This is a genomic window from Arthrobacter sp. B2a2-09 (assembly GCF_027587375.1).
Lineage (GTDB): Bacteria > Actinomycetota > Actinomycetes > Actinomycetales > Micrococcaceae > Arthrobacter.
The window spans coordinates 44,516-69,450 of record NZ_JAMXIC010000025.1; the positions used below are offsets into that span (position 1 = coordinate 44,516).

General features: G+C 62.1%; 24 protein-coding genes. 20 read left to right on the forward strand and 4 right to left on the reverse strand.

The features are described 5' to 3' along the window. Positions 1 to 78: 78 nt before the first annotated feature. From NFJ07_RS20955 to NFJ07_RS20965, 3 genes are all read right to left on the reverse strand, one after another. Entirely contained in the window at positions 79 to 1,092 is a 1,014-nt protein-coding gene (locus NFJ07_RS20955; RefSeq protein ID WP_269997500.1) for a signal peptidase I, read from the reverse strand. Positions 1,093 to 1,174: 82 nt separating this feature from the next. Further along, positions 1,175 to 1,798: a TasA family protein gene (locus tag NFJ07_RS20960; RefSeq protein ID WP_269997502.1), complete on the reverse strand. Its 624-nt coding sequence runs from the start codon at positions 1,796 to 1,798 to the stop codon at positions 1,175 to 1,177. Between the two features lie 203 nt (positions 1,799 to 2,001). Further along, on the reverse strand, positions 2,002 to 3,045 hold the full coding sequence (locus NFJ07_RS20965; protein ID WP_269997503.1) for an LCP family protein: 1,044 nt from the start codon (positions 3,043 to 3,045) through the stop codon (positions 2,002 to 2,004). 417 nt (positions 3,046 to 3,462) lie between these two features. Between NFJ07_RS20965 and NFJ07_RS20970 the strand changes: the two genes are divergently transcribed. From NFJ07_RS20970 to NFJ07_RS21030, 13 genes are all read left to right on the forward strand, one after another. Next, positions 3,463 to 4,425: a plastocyanin/azurin family copper-binding protein gene (locus NFJ07_RS20970; protein ID WP_269997504.1), complete on the forward strand. Its 963-nt coding sequence runs from the start codon at positions 3,463 to 3,465 to the stop codon at positions 4,423 to 4,425. A gap of 236 nt (positions 4,426 to 4,661) precedes the next feature. Next, positions 4,662 to 5,342, forward strand: coding sequence for a PAS and ANTAR domain-containing protein (locus NFJ07_RS20975; protein WP_269997506.1), 681 nt, complete (start codon positions 4,662 to 4,664; stop codon positions 5,340 to 5,342). Between the two features lie 99 nt (positions 5,343 to 5,441). Then, positions 5,442 to 8,264 (forward strand): PEP/pyruvate-binding domain-containing protein, encoded by a 2,823-nt coding sequence (locus tag NFJ07_RS20980; RefSeq protein WP_269997508.1) that lies wholly within the window; start codon positions 5,442 to 5,444, stop codon positions 8,262 to 8,264. 912 nt (positions 8,265 to 9,176) lie between these two features. Then, a complete protein-coding gene (locus NFJ07_RS20985) occupies positions 9,177 to 9,389 on the forward strand; it encodes a Flp family type IVb pilin (RefSeq protein WP_269997510.1) in 213 nt (70 codons plus the stop codon). 76 nt (positions 9,390 to 9,465) lie between these two features. Then, positions 9,466 to 9,693 carry a Flp family type IVb pilin gene (locus NFJ07_RS20990; protein ID WP_269997513.1) on the forward strand — a complete coding sequence of 76 codons (228 nt, stop codon included), beginning with the start codon at positions 9,466 to 9,468 and terminating at the stop codon, positions 9,691 to 9,693. A gap of 126 nt (positions 9,694 to 9,819) precedes the next feature. Further along, positions 9,820 to 10,194: a TadE/TadG family type IV pilus assembly protein gene (locus tag NFJ07_RS20995; protein WP_269997515.1), complete on the forward strand. Its 375-nt coding sequence runs from the start codon at positions 9,820 to 9,822 to the stop codon at positions 10,192 to 10,194. Beyond that, positions 10,182 to 11,216 carry a Tad domain-containing protein gene (locus tag NFJ07_RS21000; protein ID WP_269997517.1) on the forward strand — a complete coding sequence of 345 codons (1,035 nt, stop codon included), beginning with the start codon at positions 10,182 to 10,184 and terminating at the stop codon, positions 11,214 to 11,216. Before NFJ07_RS20995 ends, NFJ07_RS21000 begins: the two co-directional genes overlap by 13 nt. 32 nt (positions 11,217 to 11,248) lie before the next feature. Further along, a complete protein-coding gene (gene cpaB, locus NFJ07_RS21005; protein ID WP_269997519.1) occupies positions 11,249 to 12,022 on the forward strand; it encodes a Flp pilus assembly protein CpaB in 774 nt (257 codons plus the stop codon). Beyond that, on the forward strand, positions 12,019 to 13,212 hold the full coding sequence (locus NFJ07_RS21010; RefSeq protein WP_269997521.1) for an AAA family ATPase: 1,194 nt from the start codon (positions 12,019 to 12,021) through the stop codon (positions 13,210 to 13,212). The genes cpaB and NFJ07_RS21010 overlap by 4 nt, the downstream gene beginning before the upstream one ends. Then, entirely contained in the window at positions 13,213 to 14,649 is a 1,437-nt protein-coding gene (locus tag NFJ07_RS21015; protein WP_269997523.1) for a CpaF family protein, read from the forward strand. It begins immediately after the preceding gene. Positions 14,650 to 14,656: 7 nt separating this feature from the next. Then, positions 14,657 to 15,589: a type II secretion system F family protein gene (locus NFJ07_RS21020; protein ID WP_269997525.1), complete on the forward strand. Its 933-nt coding sequence runs from the start codon at positions 14,657 to 14,659 to the stop codon at positions 15,587 to 15,589. A gap of 8 nt (positions 15,590 to 15,597) precedes the next feature. Continuing rightward, positions 15,598 to 16,482: a type II secretion system F family protein gene (locus tag NFJ07_RS21025; protein WP_269997527.1), complete on the forward strand. Its 885-nt coding sequence runs from the start codon at positions 15,598 to 15,600 to the stop codon at positions 16,480 to 16,482. A gap of 125 nt (positions 16,483 to 16,607) precedes the next feature. Next, the gene (locus NFJ07_RS21030; RefSeq protein WP_269997529.1) at positions 16,608 to 17,063 is read left to right on the forward strand and encodes an Hpt domain-containing protein; all 456 of its coding nucleotides are present in this window, start codon (positions 16,608 to 16,610) and stop codon (positions 17,061 to 17,063) included. A 24-nt stretch (positions 17,064 to 17,087) separates the two neighbouring features. Here the strand turns inward: NFJ07_RS21030 and NFJ07_RS21035 are convergent, their stop codons facing one another. After that, positions 17,088 to 17,870, reverse strand: coding sequence for a response regulator transcription factor (locus tag NFJ07_RS21035; protein WP_269997531.1), 783 nt, complete (start codon positions 17,868 to 17,870; stop codon positions 17,088 to 17,090). A gap of 411 nt (positions 17,871 to 18,281) precedes the next feature. Here NFJ07_RS21035 and NFJ07_RS21040 point away from each other — a divergent pair, with 411 nt between their 5' ends. The 7 genes from NFJ07_RS21040 (at position 18,282) to paaE (ending at position 24,926) form a co-directional block, all read left to right on the forward strand. Beyond that, positions 18,282 to 19,802 (forward strand): sensor histidine kinase, encoded by a 1,521-nt coding sequence (locus NFJ07_RS21040; RefSeq protein WP_269997533.1) that lies wholly within the window; start codon positions 18,282 to 18,284, stop codon positions 19,800 to 19,802. 205 nt (positions 19,803 to 20,007) lie between these two features. Further along, positions 20,008 to 20,406 (forward strand): hypothetical protein, encoded by a 399-nt coding sequence (locus tag NFJ07_RS21045; RefSeq protein WP_269997535.1) that lies wholly within the window; start codon positions 20,008 to 20,010, stop codon positions 20,404 to 20,406. A gap of 436 nt (positions 20,407 to 20,842) precedes the next feature. After that, positions 20,843 to 21,838, forward strand: coding sequence for a 1,2-phenylacetyl-CoA epoxidase subunit PaaA (gene paaA / locus NFJ07_RS21050; RefSeq protein ID WP_269997536.1), 996 nt, complete (start codon positions 20,843 to 20,845; stop codon positions 21,836 to 21,838). Next, the gene (gene paaB / locus NFJ07_RS21055; RefSeq protein ID WP_269997537.1) at positions 21,835 to 22,197 is read left to right on the forward strand and encodes a 1,2-phenylacetyl-CoA epoxidase subunit PaaB; all 363 of its coding nucleotides are present in this window, start codon (positions 21,835 to 21,837) and stop codon (positions 22,195 to 22,197) included. Before paaA ends, paaB begins: the two co-directional genes overlap by 4 nt. After that, positions 22,194 to 23,129: a 1,2-phenylacetyl-CoA epoxidase subunit PaaC gene (gene paaC, locus NFJ07_RS21060; protein ID WP_269997538.1), complete on the forward strand. Its 936-nt coding sequence runs from the start codon at positions 22,194 to 22,196 to the stop codon at positions 23,127 to 23,129. Before paaB ends, paaC begins: the two co-directional genes overlap by 4 nt. A gap of 8 nt (positions 23,130 to 23,137) precedes the next feature. Then, complete coding sequence (paaD, locus tag NFJ07_RS21065; RefSeq protein ID WP_269997556.1) at positions 23,138 to 23,680, forward strand: 1,2-phenylacetyl-CoA epoxidase subunit PaaD; 543 nt, start codon at positions 23,138 to 23,140, stop codon at positions 23,678 to 23,680. Between the two features lie 10 nt (positions 23,681 to 23,690). Beyond that, positions 23,691 to 24,926, forward strand: a complete 1,236-nt coding sequence (gene paaE, locus NFJ07_RS21070) for a 1,2-phenylacetyl-CoA epoxidase subunit PaaE (protein ID WP_269997540.1) — start codon at positions 23,691 to 23,693, stop codon at positions 24,924 to 24,926. The last annotated feature ends 9 nt before the right edge of the window (positions 24,927 to 24,935 follow it).

The window sequence follows — 24,935 nt, forward strand, 5'->3', positions numbered from 1 at the left end:
TCAGGCCCGGTGGTCCATTCCATTCTTACCGGTTTCAGGCGGTAAGGGCAGGGCACCCGGTTCGGTTCTTCGAGGATCTCATGCAGCGCGTCGGGCGGTGTGACCGCCCAGGGCTTTTTCCAACTGCGGCTGGTGCTGCCGTACTTCTTCCCCGGCTTGAACCGCCGCGCTGTGATCGGTCATGACCAGGGCACGTTCCAGGCGGACGCAGTGCTGTTCCATCCGGAGCGCCCCCACCATGGAGGAGCTGGTTTTCAGGCTGAGCACCGCATCCATCGCGAGGTCACTGTTGCCGGTGCTCAGGGCGTGGCTGATCTTGTCCACCCGCTGGGGCAGCAGCCTGGCGTAGGCAGCCGCGAACTTCTCGGCGGCCTCCTTGCTCTTCATCTCCCGTGCCAGGCGCTTCAGGGGGCGGCGGTCAAAGGCCGGCAGGGCCCGTTCAGCAGCGCCGGCGTCCACAGCGGCGTCGTCAGCTTCAGGCTTTTTCCGCCAAATGGACACGAGGAGCATGACCACCAAGGCAGCCGGGGCGCCATACATCAGGACTTTCAAGACGATGGGATCACGAAGAGCACGGATCGCGTTGCCGAGGTAGGGAATCGTGAAGACTTGACGGTCAACCTGGCCACCAGCCAACGTTGCTGTCCAGGGGTCGGCGCCGTTGTTGGCATCGCCCTTGGTACGAACGGTCGCGGTGCCTTGGCTGTTGACTGCCAGGTCAATGATCCGGTGGGTCTCCACACGCTGGTCCTCCACCGGAATGTGGTACGTGATGATGTCCCCGACCTTCAGGTCTTTGACCGCGACGGGAACAGTGACAACGACGTCTCCCGGGTTGATCAGCGGCGACATGGAGCCCGTGAGCATCGTGCTGGTCTGGTAGCCAAGGATGCGGGGCCCGACGGCGAGGAACAGGAACGTCGCGATGGCCGCCACCATCACCGTGCTAGCGATGAACCGCACGAAAAACTGGACAACCCTCGACCCAATGCCCCGGTTCTTGTCGGTGCCGGGCTTCTCGGAGCCGGGTGTCGCCGTCGTTGTTGTGGCTGTCCGGGAGACCCGCCGGTGGCGGACCAGTGATGCGGTCATGGCTGGGTCTCCGTTCATGTAGGAGGCCCTCCGCCGTCGTTTTTCAGGGGGGTCGACGGCGGAGGGCTGGCTTGGGTGCGGGCTACTTGTTGGTTGCGGTGCGCTGCGTGCCCGTGAAGTTGAATGCGATGGTGCTGCTCTGGCTCTGGAGGGTGTTGTCAGCCGTGGCCGGCAGTGTCAGCGTGACCCGCAGGTCATCGGTCTGGCCCGCGGTGACCGAGGTCAGGTTGGCCAGGGCCATGTTGGCGCCGATAACGGGGCGGCTGGCCAGGACGCTGGTGGTGGTGCCGGAGCAAGTGTAGGTGTAAGCGGGCGCGGTGCCGGCCTCGGTCCAAGGGACGGAGCAGGCATCGACGACGACCTGCAGGCCCATGGTGGTGTTGGTGTCCAGCAAGGAGGTGGGCAGGGCCGAGGTGGTGAGGGTGATCGCTGACAGTGCCTGGTTTCCGGCGGCGTTGCTCAGGGTGGCTGTGCGCTGCACGGTGTCACCGGGGACCATGCCGGAAGCGGCGACGCTGAGCCGGTTCCCGGTGGTGCCTGCGGTGCCGAGGGCGATGTTCACGATGCCGGAGGCAACGGCGTTGCTGGCGGAAGTGCTGGAGGTGAAGGCACCGTAGGTTCCGAGTCCCGCCACGCCGGCAGCTGTGCCGACCAGGGCCAGGGAAGCAATGACTTTACCGGTGGTGGTTTTCAGGTTGAGACCCATGATGATATCCGTTTCTTGAAGCCCGGGAGACCGGGACTTTGCTGTCCGATAACCATTACTTTCCGGCAGGATTTTTAGGAAGGCGCAAGGATTTCCCAAGCTTCTGTTCAAGATTAGTTAAATATTCGATCAAGTAGTTTTCGAGTGGTGGGCGGCAGGCGCTTGCAGCCTCCAAGTAGTGGAAACGCGTAGCCCGCGCTGCCTCAGTAACCGTGGGCAGCCACATACTCCGGCAGGGTTCCGTCCCGCAGCGCCGCGGCCACTTGCCCGATCCCTGCGTAGTCGGGCACCACAATGGATTGCCCGTCCGCGGAAGTGCCCGTTCCGGCGGTCGGAAGGGTGAAGAAGACTGAGGCGCCGGGATCCACTGTGCGGAGTGCGTAGGCCAGGATGGCCACGGCTGCGGGGTCGTATCCCTGGTCTACGGTGAGGTAGTTAGTGGCGAAATTGACCAGGCCCAGGACGGCAGCGGGAGTCTGGATTCCACCTCTGAGCTTGGTCAGAAGGGCATGGAGGAACGTTTGTTGGTTGCGGACGCGCTGGTAGTCACCATCCACGAACGCGTAGCGCTCGCGGACAAACTCCAAGGCAGCCTCTCCGTCCAAATGGTTGACGCCGGCAACGAAAACGTGATGGGTGTCAAAGTCGGCGGTGAAGGGCAGCGTGACATTGACGTCGATCCCGCCGAGGGCATCCGTGAGGACCTTGAAGCCCTGGAAGTCCAGCATGACTGTGTGGTCAATGTGCGTGCCCAGCAGTGTCTCGACGGTCTGGACCACCAGGGGGATCCCTCCCACCTCGAGGCTGGCGTTGATTTTGGCTGCACCGTAACCCGGGATGTTCACCCAGTTGTCGCGCATGATCGAAATGCCGTAGACCTTTTGCCGGTCCGCTGGAACATGGATCAGCATCAGGCAATCCGAGCGTTGGTCCGACGACTGGCCTGTTGTGACGGTCTGGTTGTTTTGGTCCCTGGCATTTGCGCGGCTGTCGCTGCCGATCACCAGGATGTTCATGGGCGTTGCGGGAAGCTCAGGGATTGTCGGCGGGGCGGGTGCGGCTGCGGTTGGCGCGGGGGACTTGGCGGGGGACGGAGTGCGGGTAGCGCTTGCGCCCGCGGAAGCGCTTGAGGGCGACGATCCGGATGAGGTCCTGCCGGATCCGGCGACGATTGCGGCAAGGACCACGACGATCGCCAGCAAAACTGCCAGGCCCGCCGCAAGCCACAGTCGCCGTCGTCTGTCCATGTCCGGAAAGTACCACCCAGGTGGGTTAAAAACGCATCCAGGAAGGCCTCATTTCGGCCACAAAAGTAGCCCGAATGCAGTCCCAGTGTCTCGACAAAATAACGTTCTGGTAGCACGATGGGAGATAAATCGCTCGCCTTCACTGGGCCGGCTTTGCCGTGCCCTATCCGTTCCGCAATGGGGGGCTCTTTTGCCCACGGAACTGGACGTTATCCCTCCGAGCAAAGGAGGATCCTGCATGGCCCAACGTCGCGGCGCCGCGCCATATGCGGGGGATGGGCAGCAGCCGCGAGCTGAAGTTCATAGGGAAGTTCAGGAAACCGAGTCACCGTCAAACGACGCCATGGTCTCCGGCGCCTCAAAATTTCCAGGCTTATAACAGCCGGTCAGCAAAGATTTTCCTAAGGAATGAGTCTTATGACTGCTCATCCAAAACCCCTTATATTGCCGCGCCTTCGAGCGCTCATGATTTTGCTCCTTGCCCTGGTGTTGCCTGTGGCACTCAGTGGCACAGCGGTCGCGGACGGTGGCAAATCCGCAAGGACTTGGACTGTCCAGGTCGGCTCCGAATCGTCGGACCAGGCCATCCAAGGAATGTCCTTCCTGCCGAAGAACATTTTCATCAATGCCGGCGACAAAATCACGTGGGAGGCCAACTCGGCCGAAATCCATACGGTCACGTTCCTGGCCTCGGGGCAAACCATCGAGTCCACCCAACCCTTTGATCCTTTCAGCCCCCTCTATATATCCGCGCAGGGCGGCACGTCCTACGACGGGCGCTCCTATTACAACTCCGGTGTGATGTCGAACGTCTCGAACAGCGGGTTCGCCGAAGTTGATTCCTATACCTTGAAGTTCCCGGATACCGGCGACTTCACGTATTACTGCTTGGTGCATGGCGCGGCCCAGAAGGGTACAATCCACGTGCGGGCCAAGGGTACGGACTACCCGTACACCCAGGAGCAGTACAACAACCGGGTAGAGCGGGCCGAACAGGCCATCATCCGTGACGGCCTCCAGCAATGGAGCGACGCCCGCGACCAGGCGGACAACCACACCGTGATTTCCGGGGCCGACGACGGCGTGGCAATGGTCATGCGGTTCATCGAACCTAAAGTGGTCATCCACGTTGGTGAGAAAGTGAGCTTCGTGAACAACGGCATGGGCGAGCCGCACACCGTTACCTTCGGTGCCGAGCCTGCCAATCCGTTCCCGCCGCTGGGCGATCCGACGAATTACACGGGCGGCCAGCTCAATTCGGGCCTCGTGCCGCCAGGCGTCACCTTCACCGTGACATTCAACAAGGCAGGGGTGTATGACTACATCTGCGCACTCCACGACTACTTTGGAATGGCCGGCAAGGTGGTGGTGAAGGACTAAACCTTGGACTAAGCCGCTGATTTGAACGCATGCGCTGATTTGAACGCATACCGGGGCTTGTTTCCCGTACCGGCGCTACAAACGCCCGGCTGGGAAACAAGCGCCGGAGCCGAGCCGGAGCCCCGTCGGAGCCGAGTCGGTGCCGAGTCGGTGCCGGTGGGTCGATGGTGGGCGCCGACGTCGTGCGCGCGTTGTATTCTGGACCCTTATCCTGAATTAATAAGCACGCTTAGGAAATGAGTCTTTGCGCCATGTTGGACAGCCCTCGTACATATTCAAGTGCACTGGGCGCCCCGGGGTTTCTGGCCGGAACCTTCCTCTTTGACCCGCTCACAGGGAAAGCGGAATGGTCCGACGGCCTCTTCAACCTCCACGGCTACCAGCGAGGGGAAGTAGTGCCCACGCTCGAGCTGCTGATGTCGCACAAGCACCCGGATGACAGGCCGCGGGCCATGGAGATCCTGGCTCAAGTATTCCGCGACGGCGGCCATTTCTGCATTTACCACCGGATCATTGACGCGCAGGGACATGTCCGTCGGGTGCTGACGGCGGGGAACGCGCAACTGGGCCCATCGGGGACCGTCGCGCTCGAGGGGACCACGGTCGACCTGACGTCCACGCTGCGGCGGGAAACCGAGCATGCGGCGCGTGACGCCGTCGCGGGTGCCAATGCGACGCGGGGCGTCATCAATCAGGCACGCGGCATCCTGATGGGGCGGCTGCTCCTTAGCTCCGAGGCCGCCTTCAAACTGCTCGTGAGTTGTAGCAGCATGACGAACGTCAAGGTCGCGGTCCTCGCCTCCCACCTTGTCCGCGTGGCTGACACCGATCAGGGCCCGGAAGCAATGGACGAGTTCATTCGTGTTCTCCAGGCTTGCGACCAGGCTGCCGTAAAACGCGCGTTGGACCCGCAGTAAGAAGCCGGCTGGCGCAGCCATCGCCTCTCGCCCGGCGGCGTGGCAGTATGTTGTGAGTCAGGCTCGATGAGGGCGTCTCCGCGACAAGGAGCGACGGTCATGACCTACATCTACAACTTCGCCGATGTGCAAGCAGGCGACGTCGCCGTGGCTGGCGGCAAGGGCGTCGGGCTGGGCAACCTTGTTCGCGCCGGGTTGCCGGTCCCCCCGGGGTTCGTGCTGACCACCGCGGCCTATGAGGCTTTTGTCGATGCCAACGGCCTTCAGGCGCGCATCGAGGAGTTGGCGGCGCTGCCGTCGGAGGCGACGCCGCAGGATTACGAGGACGCCTCGGCCGCAATCCGTGCCCTTTTCACCGGCGGCACCATGCCTTCGGCGATCGCGTACGAGCTCGCCGCCGCGTATGAACGCCTCCGTGCCGACGACGGCGACCGCGACGGCGACCGCGACGACGGCGCGCCCGTAGCAGTCCGCGGCGACGGCGCGCCGGTAGCGGTCCGCTCCTCCGCCACTGCCGAGGACCTTGCCTCGGCCAGCTTCGCCGGGCAGCAGGAAACCTACCTCAACGTCCGCGGGGCGGAAGCGCTGGATGCGGCAGTCCTTGATTGCTGGTCTTCCTTGTGGACGGCGCGAGCCATGGCCTACCGGGACCGTGAAGGCATCGCACTGGGTGATGTACGCCTCGCGGTAGTGGTCCAGCGGATGGTCGAGGCCGAGGCGGCAGGGGTCATGTTCACCGCCAATCCGGCCAACGGGCGCCGCGACCAGATCGTGATCAGTGCCGCGTGGGGCCTGGGGGAGTCCGTGGTCAGCGGAACAGTCACCACGGATGACGTTGTTGTCGAAGCGGGATCGGGCCGCGTGCTCTCGCGCCGGACCGCCGACAAGGAAGTCATGACCGTCTACGCTGACGGCGGCGCCCCGGATCAAGCGGCGGAGGGCGCCCCGGACGGCCACGCCCCGGACCAAGGGGGGACCGCGGAGCAGCCGGTCCCGGCGGTGCTTCGGAACCGGGCCGTGCTCGACGACGGAGCGGCAGCCGCGCTGGCCCGCTATGGATCCCGGATTGCGGACTACTTCGGAACTCCGCAGGACATCGAATGGGCACGGGCCGATGGCAATTTCTTCATGCTGCAATCCCGGCCCATCACGGCACTGCCTGAACCCGCAGCCGACACCCCGGACACCTGGCCGTTGCCCTACCCGAAGGGGCTCTACTTTCGGGCGAGCATCGTGGAGCAATTGCCGGACCCGCTCTCGCCGCTCTTCGCCGACCTCATTGACGGCTCGGTGACTCGGTCGCTCCAGGCCCTGATGAACGAGGCCGTAGGCAGCGAAGTCGTCAGGGACGGCGACGTCGGACTGCCCACCATCAACGGTTACGCCTACTACTACTACCGCACCTCGGGAATGTGGCGGGTGATGGGCAAGGCGCCGGGGGCCATGGTCGCCCTGGCTCAAGGCAAGGCACACATGGGCGTGGGCGGTTGGCGTGAATTCTCGCATCCGCGCTACAAGGATGTGCTCAAGGACTGGTCGGCAAAGTCCGCGGGAGAGCTTTCCGGAGAGGAATTGTTTGAGGGTGTCCGTACGTTGCTCGACGCCGGAACCGTGTACTACACGGCAGTGGAGTCGGTCATTCCGATCGCTGCCACGAGCGAAATCTCCTTCCGGGCGTATTACGACAAACTCATCCGGCGCGCCGGAGACCCCCCTGCCGAGACATTCCTCCTCGGCTACGACAGTGAACCCATCCTTGCGGAGAAATCCTTGTACGACCTCGCGGCCTGGGCCCGGGAAGTTGAGGGGCTGGCCCCGGCGATCCTCAATCAACCGACGGCGGCACTGGCCGAGGCGCAGCGCAGCTGGCTCCCACCTGCCGGCATGGACCCGGCCCTGTGGCAGCAGTGGCATCCGCGTTTCCAGGCCCATCTCGATCGGTTCGGCCATGCCGTCTACAACCTGGACTTTGCCAGCCCGGTGCCGGCAGACGATCCTTCGGCGCTGCTGGATACGGTGAAGTTCTACCTGCGGGGACAGGGCAATGACCCGCATGAGCGCCAGCGGCTCTCGGCCGCCCGGCGGGAGGACCAAACCGAGCGAATGCTCGCCCGGCTCGGACGGACCCGGCTCGGACGGACCCGGCTCGGACGGAGTCGAAGGGCCGCGTTCATTCGTCTGCTCCGGTGGGCGCAGAAGTCTGCACCGGTCCGCGAAGATGCCCTGGCCGACGTCGGGCTTGCCTGGCCGCTGATCCGGCGGATGCTGCTCGAACTTGGACAACGGCTGGTCTACTCCGGCGTCATCGCCCGTCCCGCCGACGTGTTCTGGTTGCGCCAGCAGGAGCTGCAAAGCGCCGTCGAGTTCGGCCTCGCCGCGCCGCAACCGCCGGGCACGGCGGAACCGCTCGCACCGGTGGCGGTGGCAATTACGGGGGCGGCGCGCCCCGTCCGTGCCGACGTCGTCGAGGAGCGGAAGATGCTTTGGCGGGGCCAGGCCAAGGCGGCTGCCCCGCAACTGCTGCCGGAGACCCGTTGGATGAAGCGCGTCTTCGAATCAATGATGCCGGCACGCTCCCAGGACCAGCAGGGCGACGTCATCAAAGGGGTCGGCGCCAGTGCGGGCCGGGTCAGTGCACCTGCGCGCGTCCTGAGCGGGCCCCAGGATTTCGGCCAGATGGCGCCCGGAGAGGTCCTGGTTGCGCGTATCACCACTCCCGCGTGGACGTCGCTGTTCGCCATGGCCTCCGCCGTGGTCACCGACGTCGGCGGCCCGTTGAGCCACAGCTCCATCGTGGCCCGGGAGTACGGCATCCCCGCTGTGCTCGGCACCGGAGTCGCCACCCAGCGGCTCACGAGCGGCCAACAAATCACCGTCGACGGCGACGCCGGCACCGTGACCGTCGAGCACCCAGCCGGCTAGCCCCCCTCCGACGCTCGCTCACTTATGTTGGGCTTTCGGCGGACGCTCGCTCACTTATGTTGGGCTTTCGGCGGACGCTCGCTCACTTGACTTGAGCAGGCGTTCGCTTCGATACGCCAGGGCTGGTTCGTGAGTGCCCGACGGCGGAAATCCCGTTGCGCTGTCCGCTCGCCTTCGGCGGTGGTGCCCCCAGACGCTCGCTCACTTATGTGGGGTTTTCGGCGGACGCTCGCTCAGTTGATATGAGCGAGCGTTCCTGGTTTTGGCCATATATGTGAGCGAGCGTCGCCGTCGATGTGCCGCGGCCGGTCCGCCAACGCCCGACGGCGGCAGGGCAGTTGCGCTGTCCGCTCACCTTCGGCGGTGGTGCCCCCAGACGCTCGCTCACTTATGTGGGGTTTTCGGCGGACGCTCGCTCAGTTGATATGAGCGAGCGTTCCTGGTTTTGGCCATATATGTGAGCGAGCGTCGCCGTCGATGTGCCGCGGCCGGTCCGCCAACGCCCGACGGCGGCAGGGCAGTTGCGCTGTCCGCTCAACTTTGGGGGTGGTGCCCCCAGACGCTCGCTCAGTTGATATGAGCGAGCGTTCCTGCTTTTGTCCATATGTGTGAGCGAGCGTTCCAGTATTTGGGCATATATGTGAGCGAGCGTCACTGTCGATGTGTCGCGAACAGCCGGCCAGCGCCCGACGGCGGCAGGGCAGTTGCGCTGTCTTCCCACCTGTGGTCGCGCTCGGCAGGGCAGCCCAGGATCGCAGGAATTCCCTAGGTTTAACCCAAGAAATGCGCAGGACAGCGAGTCTTGCCACAGGATGTCCCAAGGACTGCGCCATGGGGAGTTGGGCGTTGCTACGTTGCTAGTGGGTTGGTGCTGGACCAGCCCACATCCCCCAACTCGCTCAGGAGTTTCACATGTTTGCTTTCTTCTCCAATGCCGCATCCCGTATCCGTCGTGACGAGAAGGGCGCCACCGCCGTTGAATACGGCATCATGGTTTCCCTCATCGCTGTCGTCATCATTGTCGCCGTCACGCTGCTGGGTGGGACGCTCAAGAACACGTTCCTCCAGGTCCAGTGTTCCGTGAGCGGCAAGACCTGGACGGCTGCCACCTCCGTTTGCGCCTAGTAATCCGTCCGTTCGGCGGGTTCGAGCCGGCTCAGCCCGCAACGTGCCAGATCGCTAGCACCAGACAGGAGCCCAAATGATTTCCAGTTTCTTGAAGTCCGCATCTCAGGCACAAAGTGATGAAACCGGGGCCACCGCCGTCGAGTACGGGATCATGGTTTCCCTCATCGCTGTTGTGATCATTGTCGCTGTCACGCTGCTGGGCAGCACGGTCAGGGAGACGTTTTCCCAGGTCCAGTGTTCCGTCAGCGGCAAGGCCTGGACGGCTGCCACCACTTCAGGTGGTACCGGCACCTGCGCCTAGGAGCCGCACCGTAAAGTGCCCGGGAGGGCATCGACAGCACACCAAGCAATTCCCGAGTGGCGGCGGCATTCAGGCAGCCGCCACTCTGCTTGATTCGAACTATCCGTTCTCTGGGAGGGCAACAGTATGGCCAGGGCATCCGAACGCGGCGCTGTGGCAGTCGAGTTCGCCATCCTGGCACCAGTCCTGATCATGCTGCTCCTGGGAATCATGGAATTCGGCAGGGCCTACAACGTTCAGGTGTCGCTCTCAAACGCAGCCCGTGAAGGAGTCCGCGTCATGGCGATTTCGAATGACCAAACGGCCGCCAAGACAGCGGCGAAGAACGCTGCTGTGTCGTTGAATCCACAGCTGGCAGACACGAACTTCACCTTCAGTCCGGCCAGCTGCACGTCCGGCGCCCAGATGTCCGTGACCATCAAATACACCCTCAGCACCCTCACGGGAATCGCGGGGCCTTTCCCCATGCAAGGAGTAGGAGTCATGGTATGCGGCGGCTGATGATCGACGACGGCGACGGCGAACGCGGTGCGGTCGCAGTCCTTATCGCCCTCTTGCTGGTGGTGTTGCTCGGCTTTGCCGCCCTCGCCGTGGATGCGGGACTGCTCTACTCGGAAAGGGCGCAAGTACAGAACGGATCCGACGCCGCAGCTCTCGCCGTGGCGCAGACATGCGCCGCGAATACGAGCGATCCGAATTGCTCGGCCACATCCCAAATCGCCGCAGACATGGCAAATAAAAACGCCAACAACGGTTTGGGCAACATCAAGTCAGTCAACCTGGACCTGAGCAACCGGAAAGTCACCGTGACCGCCGGAGCCCAGCAGGCGGGAGGTGCGCCGAACGCCGTCTCGCTCTTCTTCGCGCGCGTCCTTGGCTTCAGCACGGGCAACGTTGTGACTAGCTCCAGCGTTCAGTGGGGGAGCGCAGTCGCCGGCAGAACCGCTTTTCCTCTCGCGTATTCCATCTGCCAGGTGCAGGGATACATCGGCGGGGCCCTCCAACTTCTTGAGGAACACGGCTCGGGCGCCAACCCCAGTTGCAATTACGGCCCGTCAGGCGCCGCCGTGCCTGGGGGGTTCGGCTGGCTCGTCCAGGATGCCGGGTTGTGTGGCAGCACGATCAACCTCGCCACCAGCGAAGCCGGTAGTGCCTCGGGGAACAGTTCGCCGGCTAACTGCCCTGCGACGCTCCAAAAGTGGGGCGATACCATCACCGCGGGTGGGAACATCACAGTTCTGCTCCCTGTCTTCGACGTCGCAACAGGTTCGGGAGCCGGGGCTGTCTACCATCTTGTGTCCTTCGCCGCATTCAAAGTGACGGGGTGGAAGTTCAGCGGCGGGAACAACACTCTTCCGGAAAGTTTCCATAATTCAAGTCCCTATGTGTCTTCAAGCCTTTCCTGCACCGGGGGCTGCCGCGGAATCATCGGGAGTTTCGTCAAGTATGTGTCGCTGGCGGACGGCTACTCGCTGGGGTCGGTAGACGCGTTTGGGGCCACCATTGTGCGCCTCACCAACTAGTTTTCATCCCTTTTTTAGCACAGGAGTATTAAGTGAAGTCACGCTTGTTGGCCGGATCGGCAGCGGCACTGCTGGCCGTCGTCGGGGTGATTCTCGTCTTCTCCTACGCTCAAGGGGCGGATCAACGGGCAGTCCAGAACCTAGCGCCCGTTGATGTGTTGGTGGTCAAGGCGGCCATTCCTGCCGGCACCTCTGTGGATGCCATGAAGGATTCCCTGGTCACCCAACAATTGCCGGAATCGGCCGTCCCCAAGTCAGCTCTGCACACCCTCGCCGATTCCGCCGGCAAGGTCGCCGCCGTCGACCTCGTCCCAGGCGAGACCCTCGTGTCCGAAAGACTGGTCGCTCCGGACGCCATGCAAACCCCCGGGGACGTGAAGGTGCCTGCTGGGATGCAGGAGGTCTCATTCCAGCTCGAACCGCAACGGGTAGTAGGCGGACGACTCCTTCCTGGCGACCATGTTGGCATCTTCATCTCCATGTCTGCAGGCGGAAGTGACTCGAAGCCGGACAAAGGGACCACCGAATTGACCATCCCCAAGGTTCTTTTGACCTCGGTCCAGCGCGCTCCCCAAACGACCGCAAGCCAGCAGCCGACGCCGGCTCCCGGCTCTGGTGCCGCGGCCAACCCGGGCGATACAAGCCTTCCCACCGGTTCCCTCTTGCTGACCGTTGCGGTAAGTGATGTGGATGCAGCCAAGATTGTCTTCGCCGCCGAGTACGCCAAGATCTGGCTCAGCAAAGAGCCGTTGGATGCCAAAGACAGCGGCCCCACTGTCATCCAGCAGAGCGGGGTATACAGATGAGCCGCTTTGTCTTGATCACTCCCAACACTGATTTTGACCAACGGTTGCGCCAAGCGGTCGCGGGCGGCCTGCCCGGAAGCGTGCAGACCTTTTTCACCAGCGTCTTGCCAACTGATCCAGCCGAGTTGTTCGGCGCCCTCAACCAGGAGCAACTCGAAGTGCTGATTCTGGGACCCGACGTGCCCGTGGAAGAGGCCCTTCGCCTGGCCACGGTTTTTGATGTGCAATTGCCGGAGCTGAGCGTGATCCTCGTGAGCGAACTGGATCCCGGATTCGTCCTCCAAGCCATGCGATCCGGCATTCGCGACATCATGAGCCCGGCTGCGGACCTGGCCCAGATACGGGTCATGCTCGAGCGCGCGTGTCAGGCTTTCGCCAGCCGCCAGCGCACCATGGAACCCAAACAATCGGGCTCACCCAAGGGCTTGGTGATCGGCGTCTTTTCCCCCAAGGGTGGTGTTGGCAAGACGACCATCGCCACGAATATCGCCGTCGGGCTCGGCAAGATAGCGCCGATGAGCGTAGTGATCGTGGATCTGGACCTGCAATTCGGTGACGTCGCGTCCGGGCTCTACCTCAATCCGGAACACACTGTTACTGACGCCGTCACTCCGTCGGCCAGCCAGGATTCATTGGTTCTCAAGGCCTTTCTCACTGTCCACCCGGCGAGCATCTACGCCTTGTGTGCGCCGAAGGACCCAGTCGAAGCAGATGAAATCTCGCCGGAACAGGTGGGTCGGCTCCTCGAACAGCTCGCCCAAGAGTTCCAGTACGTGGTGGTGGATACTGCACCCGGACTACCCGAAATCGGGCTCGCAGCCCTCGAACAATGCTCGGACGCTGTTTGGGTGACCGGCATGGACGTTCCAAGTGTTCGAGGCCTTCGCTCCGGCCTGGACATTCTCCGCAGGCTGAACCTGCTGCCGGAAACCCGGCATGTGGTGCTCAACATGGCCGATTCCAAGTCGGGGTTGTCGGTCCAGGACGTCGAATCGACCGTCGGTGCGCCGGTTGATGTGAGCATCCCTCGATCGAAGGCCGTCGCGTTCTCCACGAACCGCGGGATTCCAGTGCTCCAGGAGGCGGTGAAGGATCCGGCTGTCAAGGGACTCAAGCAACTTGTCGAACGCTTCAATCCGACGTGGCGTGCCACGGCGCAGCGCAAACTGCACAGAAGGGTAGTGGTCTAGATGAAGCTGTCTGAACGCATTCATGCCGCCGAGGACAAGGTCGAAGCGTCCCTCGGCTTAGGTGAAGAACTTATCGCCGTAAAACCCCACACTTCAGTCAAGCTGTCCGAGCTCCCGGACTCGCCAAAGCCCAGGGCCCAGCAACCGGTGGACGCCTTCGCTGCCATCAAGCGGCGCGCCGCCACCGCATTGTTCGAGCGACTCGGGGCCAGGTTCAACGACTCGAGCGTCAGCGAACATGAGTTGCGGACGACTGCCCGGGAAGAGCTCATCCGGATCATCGACGCCGAACAGGTCCCACTGTCTGCGGACGAGCGCAGCAGGCTCGTAGCGGACGTGGCGGACGACGTCCTTGGCTATGGGCCTCTCCAACGCTTGCTTGACGATCCGGAAGTCACCGAAATCATGGTCAACCGAATGGACCAGATCTACGTCGAACGAAAAGGCAAACTGACCCTGACGGATTCCGGATTCAGCTCCGAGGACCATCTCAGGAGGGTCATTGAACGGATCGTTTCGAAGGTGGGGCGCAGGATCGACGAGTCATCCCCGCTCGTTGACGCGCGTCTTGAGGACGGCTCGCGAGTCAACGCCGTGATCCCTCCGCTTGCCGTGGGCGGCTCGTCGCTGACAATCCGAAAATTCAGCAAAATACCGTTGACCATCAGGAACCTGATCGATTTCGGCACACTCACTCCCGAGATGGCCGAACTCCTCAATGCTTGCGTCAAGGCGAAACTGAACATCATTGTTTCCGGAGGTACCGGAACCGGCAAGACAACGTTGTTGAATGTTCTTTCGTCCTTCATTCCGGAGGACAACCGCATTGTCACGATTGAGGACGCGGTAGAACTGCAAATCCAGCAGCAACATGTGGTCAGGCTTGAGAGCAGGCCTCCGAACACCGAGGGCAAGGGTGAAGTGACCATCAGGGAGTTGCTCCGGAACTCCCTCCGTATGCGCCCGGACAGGATCGTCGTCGGCGAGGTCCGCGGCGGAGAGTCCCTCGACATGCTGCAGGCCATGAACACCGGTCACGACGGCTCCCTCTCCACGGTGCACTCGAATTCCCCTCGCGACGCAGTGGCGCGTCTTGAAACCCTGGTCCTGATGGCAGGCATGGACCTGCCATTGCGCGCAATCCGCGAGCAAATAGCGTCTGCCGTGAATCTCATCATCCAGATCTCCCGGTTGCGGGATGGAACGCGCCGAATCACGCATGTGACTGAGGTTCAAGGCATGGAAGGCGACATTGTCACCCTCCAGGACGCTTTTGTTTTCGACTACTCGGCTGGTGTCGACGCCCACGGGAGGTTTCTTGGAAGGCCCGTGCCGACTGGAATCCGTCCGCGTTTCATCGACCGCTTCGATGACTTGGGGATTCGTGTTTCTCCAGGAGTATTTGCTGCTCCCTTGGCAACAGCAGCCAGGACGTGAACGGAACATGATGCTCTTGACCGGAACGGCCTTGATGTTTTCAGCCATCCTGCTCTTCGGGGTGGCCGTGATCTTGCCGAAAACCCCCGAAGTTCCGTTGGATCGGAGGCGGCCCTACCAAGTAGGCTCAGGCTCCCAGCTGACGCGCTTTGCCGGTTCCGCCGCGGACGTACTTCATGGCTTCCTGACCCGAAGAAACGTCCGGCTCTTCAACCGTGAAGCACTGGAGAATGCCGGACTGCGAATGAGCCAGGCGGACTTCTTCATCCTCATGATTGCGGGTGCATGCGTGGGTGCGTTGATCGGGCTTGTGATCGGCGGACCCGTCGTCGCGATTCTGTTCTTCATCCCGGCTCCGCTCGTGGCACGGCTCGTCCTCAGCTCCCTGGCCGGCAAAAGGCGCGGAAAATTCGATGGTCAGCTCGGTGACACCCTCCAACTACTGTCTGGTGGCTTGCGGGCCGGACACAGCATACTGCGTGCCATTGACGCGGCGGCCGCTGAATCGGCCAGCCCTACATCCGAGGAGATGCGCCGGATCATCACCGAGACAAGCCTTGGCCGCGATCTTGAGGCATCGCTTAACGATGCGGCGGAGCGAATGCGGAGCGAAGACTTTGTTTGGATAGCTCAAGCCATCCAAATCAACCGCGAGGTGGGTGGAAACCTTGCAGAGGTCCTGGACCAGGTCAATGAGACCATACGCGAACGCAGCGAGATCAAGGGACACATCAAATCCTTGGCAGCGGAGGGAAAGTTCTCGGGATACATTCTGATGGCGCTTCCCTTCGGCATCGTGACCATGCTCATGGTTGTCAATCCCGGCTACATGGACGTGATGTTCAACCATCCGCTTGGTTGGGGAATGATTGCGGCGTCGGTCATCCTCATGACCATCGGCGGTCTCTGGATGCGCAAGATCATCGACTTGAAGTTTTGAGGTGACGCGTGAATCCCTCTCTCCTTCTGTCCTTGCTGCTGGTACCCCTGCCGGTTGCCTACCTGATGTGGTCTATTCTTTCGGTTGACCGCAAAGCCCAACGCGCCGTCCGGGAGCTTTTGACGAGGGGTGAAAACATTGCCGAGGCCGGTCCGCAAAGTCGTGGCGGTGCACTCGAGCTCATTGGCTACCGCCTGACCCCTGGAAGCTACGTCCAGAAGCTGGATAGGCTGCTCTCGTTGGCCGGCCGTCCGCCGTCGCTCCCTTTGGGACGCGTCCTGGCAGCCAAGCCCCTCCTCGGATTGTGCGGCGCACTTTTTGGTTTCTTCATCAGTGCCAACAGCTCGAGCGGGATCATCAAGCTCGTGGGGATATTTGTTGTATTGCTTGGTTACTTTATCCCCGATCTGATGCTGTACAGCAAAGGACAGGAGCGCCAAAAAGCCATGCAATTGGAACTCGCAAATACCATGGACCAAATGCTTATTTCGGTCGAGGCGGGCCTCGGTTTTGAAGGTGCCATGGCACGCGCCGGAGAAAACGGGAAGGGGCCGCTGGCTGAGGAGTTGGTGCGGACGCTGCAGGACATGCAGGTTGGACGGAGCCGCCGCGAGTCCTATCTGGCATTGGCCGAACGGACTAACGTCCCTGAACTTCGAAGCTTCGTGCAGGCCGTGATCCAAGCGGACACATACGGCATTGCCATCAGCCGGGTCTTGAGGGTCCAGGCGAAGGTGATGAGGGTGAAACGCCGCCAACGGGCCGAGGAGAAGGCGATGAAGCTTCCGGTGATGGTTCTCTTCCCGCTTCTGCTCTTTATCTTCCCTGTGCTGTTCATCGCCATCCTGGGGCCGGCGGTCATCAACGCCATAGCGAGTTTCAGCGGCGGCTGAGCGGATAACGCATTCTCCGAATTAGTGCACTGGATGAAAAGGAGTTCAAATCAAGAAAGGCCTAAGATTTCCTTAAGATAGGCATAAGTCCGGTTTTTCAGGAATTCAGAAAGTAGCATTGGGCTATGTTCAGTTCAGGTTCCAGCGAGGTCAACGAGGATTCAGACCCCAGCCATACAGGCTCGGCCGACGACTCCAACGGCCTGCCCGCTGTCCCGCTTACTGAACTTCCCATACTGGATCTGGCAGAATTCCAACTCCTGGAAGATCAAGTGGACAATCCGCTGATCGCGCGCACGTTTGCCGGCGACTTCGCGAAACTCTGGGGGAAGCGATACGAAATCCTCGCATCCGCCGTCGAGCGCGGTGACGTTGCCGCGGCCCTGAATGCGGTCCTAAGCCTCAGGACCTCCTCCACCATGGTTGGCGGTGTGCGCCTTGCGGTACTTGCAGCGCAACTGGAGCAACGCATTCGAAATAGTGAATTGTGTGAGGCCCGGCCCCTCCTCAAGGAAGTTGCAGAATGCGGGCACCAAACGGTCCAGGAACTAAAGGACAGCTACGTACTCCGGAACGATTGACATCGAAGGCCTGGCTCGAATCGCCTAGTCCGGTCTTTTCGGTGTGAGCCGATACCCGACTCCTCGGACAGTCTGCAGAAAGCGCGGCGATTGTGGATCTTCACGAAGCTTTCGGCGGAGGTTCCCGATGTGGGTCTCAACAGCCCGTTCGTCGGCTTCGCTGATGTACGCATCGTCGTCGTAGTAGTCACCGCGAGCTGCCCTGACAAGGTCAGCCCGCGTCCGCACTTCCCCCTTGGCCCGAAGCAAGTCGAAGAGGAGATCGAATTCGCTTCTCGTCAATGGCAGGGTTGAACCTTGAAGCGTCACGGTGCGTGATTTGTAGTTCAGGGCCACGCCATTGTGCCTGATCACCGCTTGGTCGGCCCAGTCTGGCCCGGCCGAACCGGCGTAAGCACCCCCGCGATCCTCCTCCGGCAAGGCAAACCTGCCTTCCGTGTGAGGCCGCCGCATCATGGCGGTGACCCGGGCCCTCAATTCGCGGGGCAAGAACGGTTTCTTGACGTAGTCGTCTGCGCCGGTCAGGAAAGCCGTCAACGTGTCCGGCTCGTCGCTCCTGGCCGTCAGCATCACGACATATGCGTCGCTGAATTGCCGAATTCGCCGGAGGACCTCATGGCCGTCCATATCTGGAAGTCCGACGTCCAGCGTAACCACAGAGGCATGCTGAGCTCGTACGACTTCTACGCCTTCACGTCCGGTAGCGGCCGAGTGCACCACAAATCCAGCTTCTTTGAGGATGGCGTCAACCAAATTTCGTACATCTTCGTCATCCTCAATGACTACAGCTACCCCAGGCTCGCTCATTGGACATCCTTGAGTCGGTGCACATCCCCGCGCAGCCCAGCGCAACGCGGTAAATGTCACCCAAATATCCACGATACAAGCATTGAGGGCATCTGGCATCTAATATGTGGATTAAGCGCTGCTCCGAACTTCGATGTTGATCGTTCGGGGCAGTCGTATTGTTGGTCCTTGGGGGAATAGTGGACTCCGGGCGTTTCCTTCGGGAATCGCGTGGAGCTGTAATTGGTTCGCGAATCCCCAAGGAAGGGTCCTGTCTTGAGTGAGCAGCCATTTTTTCGCGCGGCCGCCCGTTTCTTCAGAAAACTCACGCCTCGCGCCCGTTTGGCCGTCTGTGAATTACCGCTGACGCTCATCATCGCGGGCCTGGTGCTCGCGGCCCCTACTCTTTGGCCAGGGTTAATCCAGAATTGGTTGTTTGTCACCGGGGTTGTCCTCCACGGGATCCTTTTCCTGGCCTGCCTGCTGGTCCCGTGGGAGCGATTGGCGCCGAGCGCAGGCCTGGCAATCCCTATTTTGGATCTTGTTGCCCTCTGGTTCACTCGAAACGGCGCCTTCAACGCGATACCAGGCCTCATCACATTGGCCATCTTTCCCGTGATCTGGTTGTCTGCCTCAGGCATGCTTTCCAAGTCGAGCCTGATCCTCAGTTTTGTGGGTCCTTTCTTCATTGCGTTTCCGCCACTCGTTTCGCACTTGCTTCGTCCCACCTCATCAGACATTTCTTCGGTGTTGCTTTTGCCCCTCATGATGTTCGCAATGGCAGTCTCCATTCGTTTGGCTGGCTCAAATGCCCGTCTCCAGCAACGGCGGGTTAAACAGCGGGATCAGGCCCTGCGGCAATTGTTGGCCGCCAGCCGGGAGCGGGAGACGCTGCTCAAGACAATCCTGGACACGATCGACGTCGGAATTGTCGCCGTCGATTCGAAGGGCGAAACCGTTCTGATCAACAACCAGCAAAAGGCATTCCTACAGATGGCAATGCCTGCGGAAGGCTCGCCTGGGGTCGCGGAACAAGACCGGCTGGTTTTCGGCCAGGACCGGCGGACGCCGCTTCCCCTTGAAAAGGGCCCTATTCGAAGGGCCGTTCAAGGGGAAACATTTTCCGACTATCTTCTTTGGTTCGGCGCCGGTACCGAACAACGGGCCATCTCGACCGCCGCTCGGGGTATGAAAAACGAGATTAATGACGGGTTCGGCGGAGCGGTCATCGTCTTCAGGGACGTGACTGATGTTGTAGATGCCCTTGCGGCAAAGGACGAGTTGGTTGCCAACGTTTCGCACGAATTCGGTTCGCCGTTGACATCGATCTTGGGCAACATCGATCTTGTGCTCCGCGGCACCCAGGAGCTCCAGCCAGTAACAAGGCTTGGTTTGGAAGTCGCGGAGCGAAATGCCGAGCGCCTCCGTGTCCTGGTTGAAGACCTCCTTTTGTCAGCCGTCGCCGTCGAGAGCGTGCATCCACGGCGCACTGATTTGGCTGGCCTGGTGGAAAACAGTTTGGTCTCCGCGCGGGCCCAGGCCGACGCTGCCCATGTGGGCCTAGTCGCCGACGTACCGGCACCCTTGTGGGCGAATGCCGACCCCTTGAGGCTGGGACAGGCTTTGGACAATCTGGTTTCCAACGCCATCAAGTATTCGCCTGGTGGTGGACTAGTGACGATCAGGGCGGAGCGGAACGACGGCTGGGTCCGGCTTGAAGTGAAGGACACGGGAATGGGCATGACCATGGACGAGTCGACCAGGATTTTCACCCGGTTCTTCCGGACAAACGCTGCCCGTCAGGCGGCGATTCCAGGCGTTGGCCTCGGCCTGTCCATTACCAAGTCCATAGTGGAACGCCACGGAGGCAGCATCACCTGCAGCAGCAAGCCCGGTAGCGGAAGCACCTTTATCGTGGCGCTGCCCGCCGGGGCGGCTTCGGAGCCCGGGTAACTGCCAGCCGTGCAAGTAGTTAGCCGCGCAAAGTAGAGTACCCACTACTCGTGACCGGCCCTAGAGCCAGCGGATTCAATGGAACTCAGTTGGTCTCAAACGCAGTTCCTGGTCTCTGGGGGTTTATCCGAATGTGTGTTTCCTGCAATCCTGTTGTGTCCTTTTCGCGTCCCACAGCGACGGCGGCAGTCCGTTGAGCGCCGGGATGGAATCCGCTGCCTTGTTCGCGGGGTCGTTGCCCGGGCTGATCCTGATGGATCTGGGCCAGGCAATGGTGGTGGTATGCGTGTGTTTCGACATGGTCCGTGCCATGTCCGTGCCACGATCTCATCGGCGCTATGTCGCCAGCACCATCTTCAGGACCCTGGCGGTGCCATCGATTCTCGTTATGGGCGTCAGCGTGCTGGCTAAGGCAATCCAATTGTCTTGGGCGGACGTGGCCATGGGCGTTTTCGTGATCGTGATGATCATCATCCGCTGGCATCAGGACAAAGACGAGGACAACTGGTGGAAGGGTAAAGGCAAGAAGCTGGCCCGCTGGGCGCGGAAGCAACTGGCACCGCGACCTGCCTTCGCCCCGGCGTCGGCCTCGGCGTCGGCCTGAGCGCCGCTCCTCCCCGGACGCTCGCTCACTTATGCGGTGTTTTTTGCGAACGCTCGCTCACATGATGTGAGCGAGCGTTCCGGCTTTTGGCCGTATATGTGAGCGAGCGTCCCCGTATTTTGCCGTATATGTGAGCGAGCGTCCCCGGTTGATGCGCCGCGGCCGGTCCGTTAGCGCCCGACGGCGGCACTCCCGTTGCGGTGCCCGCTCGCCTTTTGGGGTGGTGCCCCCAGACGCTCGCTCACTTATGCGGGGTCTTTTGCGGACGCTCGCTCACATGATGTGAGCGAGCGTTCCGGAAATGGCCATATATGTGAGCGAGCGTCGTGTCGAGCCACAGCCCCGCCACACTCGCGCCCACCGACCCGAACGCTTGACGCATCTCGCGCTTTCCGCATATTCTGAACGAACGGTCGGTAAATATTTAGGAGCAACCATGGCATCGCAGAATCTGCAGTCTGTGCCCGCTGAGCTGTCCCCGGAAGAGCTCGAGCGGGAACAGGCCGGTCAGGCGTACTTTGACCGCATCATCTCGGAGGACTCGCGCATCGAACCCCGCGACTGGATGCCGGAGGCCTACCGCAAGACCCTGCTCCGCCAGATCTCGCAGCACGCGCACTCGGAGATCATCGGCATGCAGCCGGAAGCCAACTGGATCACCAGGGCTCCGAGCCTCAAGCGCAAGGCCATCCTCATGGCGAAGGTGCAGGACGAGGCAGGCCATGGCCTGTACCTCTACTCGGCCGCGGAAACGCTGGGCCAAAGCAGGGACAAGATGACCACCGACTTGATCGCCGGCAAGGCCCGGTACTCGTCCATCTTCAACTACCCCGCGATTTCCTGGGCGGATATGGGCGCGATCGGCTGGCTGGTCGACGGGGCCGCGATCTGCAACCAGGTGCCCCTGTGCCGTGCTTCCTACGGCCCCTACGGACGCGCAATGGTGCGCATCTGCAAGGAAGAGTCGTTCCACCAGCGCCAGGGTTTCGAGATTCTCCTTGAACTGTCCAACGGCACGCCTGCCCAGAAGCAGATGGCCCAGGACGCCGTCAACCGCTGGTACGCGCCGGCGCTGATGATGTTCGGCCCGCCCGACGACGATTCACCCAACTCCAAGCAGTCCATGGCCTGGAACATCAAGCGGTTCAGCAACGATGAGCTCCGCAGCCGTTTCGTCGGCATGATGGTGGAGCAGATCAAGGTCCTGGGCCTCACGCTCCCGGACAAGGACATCCGCTTCAACGAAGAGACCAAGAAATGGGAGCACGGCCCCCTGGACTGGAACGAGTTCAAAGACGTCCTCGCCGGGAAAGGTCCCTGCAACGCGCAGCGGCTTGAGCGCCGCCGTGAAGCGCACGACGACGGCGCCTGGGTCCGCGAAGCGGCCGCCGAGTACGCCCGCAAGCAAGCAGAGAAGGAATACGCAGCATGATCCCCAACGACTCCCCAACCTCGCAAGCTCGGCCGGGTACCCCTGTCGTCGTGGCCCCAGCAGCCAACGAACCCCACGAGACCCCCTGGAGCCTCTGGGAAGTCTTCGTCCGCTCCAGCCGCGGCCTGTCCCACGTCCACGCAGGATCCTTGCACGCACCTGACGCGGCGATGGCACTGCGCAACGCCCGTGACCTGTACACGCGCCGCAACGAGGGCGTGTCCATCTGGGTGGTCCCGGCTGATGCTATTTCCTCGAGCGACCCGGATTCCAAGGGTTCCTTCTTCGAATCCCCGCAGGGCAAGGACTACCGCCACGCGACGTATTACACCAAGAGCGAAGGCGTGAAGCACCTGTGAGCACGCCGGAAAACAACACGGACTTCGCCATCGAGGGCCACGGCGATATCTCCGTCGGCGTCAGGGGAGCGGGTGCCTCGGGAGACGGTTCCGCAAGCGCCACTCGCATCACCCCCGGGAACGCCCTGCGCCCGGAAGATATCGCCCTCGAAATCCGCAAGGGACAAGTCAAGCCCACAAACGACGTCGCGGAATACGCCCTGCGCATCGGCGACGACGGCCTGATCCTCGCACAGCGCCTGGGCCACTGGATCTCCCGAGCTCCCGAGCTCGAGGAAGACGTCGCTCTGGGCAACATCGCTCTGGACCAGCTGGGCCACGCCCGTTCCTTCCTCACCTACGCGGGTGCGGCATGGGACAAGTCCGAGGATGATCTGGCGTATTTCCGCCGGGAGCACGAGTTCCGTTCCGCTCACCTGTTTGAGCAGCCGAACGGGGACTTCGCCGTCACCATCGCCAGGCAGTTCATCGTGAGCTACTACCAGTTCGAGCTCTACAAGAAGCTGACCGCATCCACGGATGCCACCATCGCGGCCATCGCAGCGAAGGCACTCAAAGAGGTCGACTACCACCGTGACCACAGCGCCCAGTGGGTGCTGCGCCTCGCCGGCGGCACGGAAGAGTCCCGCCGTCGCATCGTCCAGGCTTTCAAGCTCGTCTGGCCGTACGTGGAAGAACTCTTCGAAGACGACGAGCTAACCGAACGCCTCGCGGAAAGCGGAGCAGGCGTGCAGCCCTCCAGCCTCCGCGCGGACTTCGACCAGCTCACGGGCGAGATCCTGAGCGAAGCCGGCCTCGATGGCGAACTCAACCTCGAACGCATCCCGCAGTCCTTGGGTGGCGGCCGCCAGGGCAAGCATTCCGAGCACTTGGGCTACCTGCTCGCCGAGATGCAGGTGCTTGCCCGCGAACATCCCGGTGCAAGCTGGTGACGGTGGACATGTTCCTTCAAGAGACGCCAACGCAAACCAAGGCAAAGACAGCCGAGCAAAAGGCCTGGGGCATCGCTGCCACGGTCTGCGATCCGGAGATTCCCGTCCTCAGCATTGAGGATCTGGGGATCCTCCGTAACGTCCAACTGTTCGACGACGGCGGGCTGGTCCCCGCGGTCCAGGTCACCATTACGCCGACCTACTCGGGCTGCCCCGCGATGGACGCCATCCGCGACGACCTCAAGACCGTCTTCCACAAAGAGGGATACCCCAGCGTCTACGTCGAGCTCGTCCTGGCTCCGGCCTGGACCACGGACTGGATGACCGAGCACGGCAAGGCCAAGCTGCAGGAATACGGCATTGCGCCCCCGTCCGGAAAGGCAGCCGCCGGCGGCCACGCCGGAAAAGTACGGCTCAACCTCGCCGTGAAATGCCCCCAGTGTTCTTCGCTGAATACCAAGGAACTCACCCGCTTTGGTTCCACGTCCTGCAAGGCGCTTTTCGTCTGCCAGGACTGCAAGGAACCGTTCGACTACTTCAAAGTCCTGTAAGGAATCTGACATGCCTGTTGTCCGCCAGACTGCCGCCGAACAAGCGCAGGCCACCGGCCGCCGTCGTGCGTCTTTTCATTCCCTCAGCGTTTCGGAAGTCCGCCGCCTGACTGAAGACGCCATCGAGGTCACGTTCGATGTTCCGGCCGAGCTCGCCGGCCAGTATGACTACCTTCCCGGCCAGTACGTGGCTCTGCGGACCACGCTCCCGGATGAGAGCGGTGAGCCGCACGAGGTCCGCCGCAGCTACTCCATCTGCGCCGAGCCGCGCAGCTTCGCGGACGGCAGCAGCGAGATCCGTGTGGCCATCAAGAAGGACCTGGGCGGCATCTTCTCCACGTGGGCGAACGCGGAACTCAAGGCCGGCGACACCCTGGACGTCATGAGCCCCATGGGTGCGTTCATTTCCAAGCATGGCAAGGACGGCAAGACTGTCCAGCAGAATGTCATGAACTCCATGAACAATCCGCAGAACATGGCAGGCGAGTTCGGGGACGCCGGTGCTTTCGTGGCCATCGCCGCCGGCTCGGGCATCACCCCGGTGATCGCGATCGCCCGCACGCTGCTGGCCGCCAACCCGGAGACGCGCTTCGACCTGATCTACGCCAACAAGGCCGCGATGGACGTCATGTTCCTCGAGGAATTGGCGGACCTGAAGGACAAGTACCCGTCGCGCTTGGCTCTGCACCATGTGTTGTCGCGCGAGCAGCGTATTGCGCCGCTCATGACGGGACGTATCGACGCCGAGAAGCTGCAGCAACTGCTGGGCACCGCCATCCACGCGCAGGACGTGGACGAATGGTTCCTGTGCGGGCCGTTCGAGCTGGTCCAGCTGTGCCGGGATACGCTCGCTGCCCGCGGCGTGGAGCCCGAGCACGTACGCTTTGAGCTGTTCACCACCGGCCGCCCGGACCGCCCCGAGGGCAACGCCGGCCGGCCCGTTGTGGAGGACGAGTCGCAGGACACGTTCAAGATCACCTTCAAGCTGGATGGTTTGACCGGCGACGTCGCCAGCCCCACCCACGCGCGGGAATCCATTCTGAATGCTGCCTTGCGCGTCCGCCCGGACGTTCCGTTCGCGTGCGCCGGCGGCGTGTGCGGCACATGTCGCGCCAAACTGGTCACCGGGACGGTCAGCATGGACGAGAACTACGCCTTGGAGCAGGATGAGTTGGACAAGGGCTACGTGCTCACGTGCCAGGCCCACCCCACCAGCGAATCCGTCACGGTCGATTTCGACGTCTAAGGAATAAAC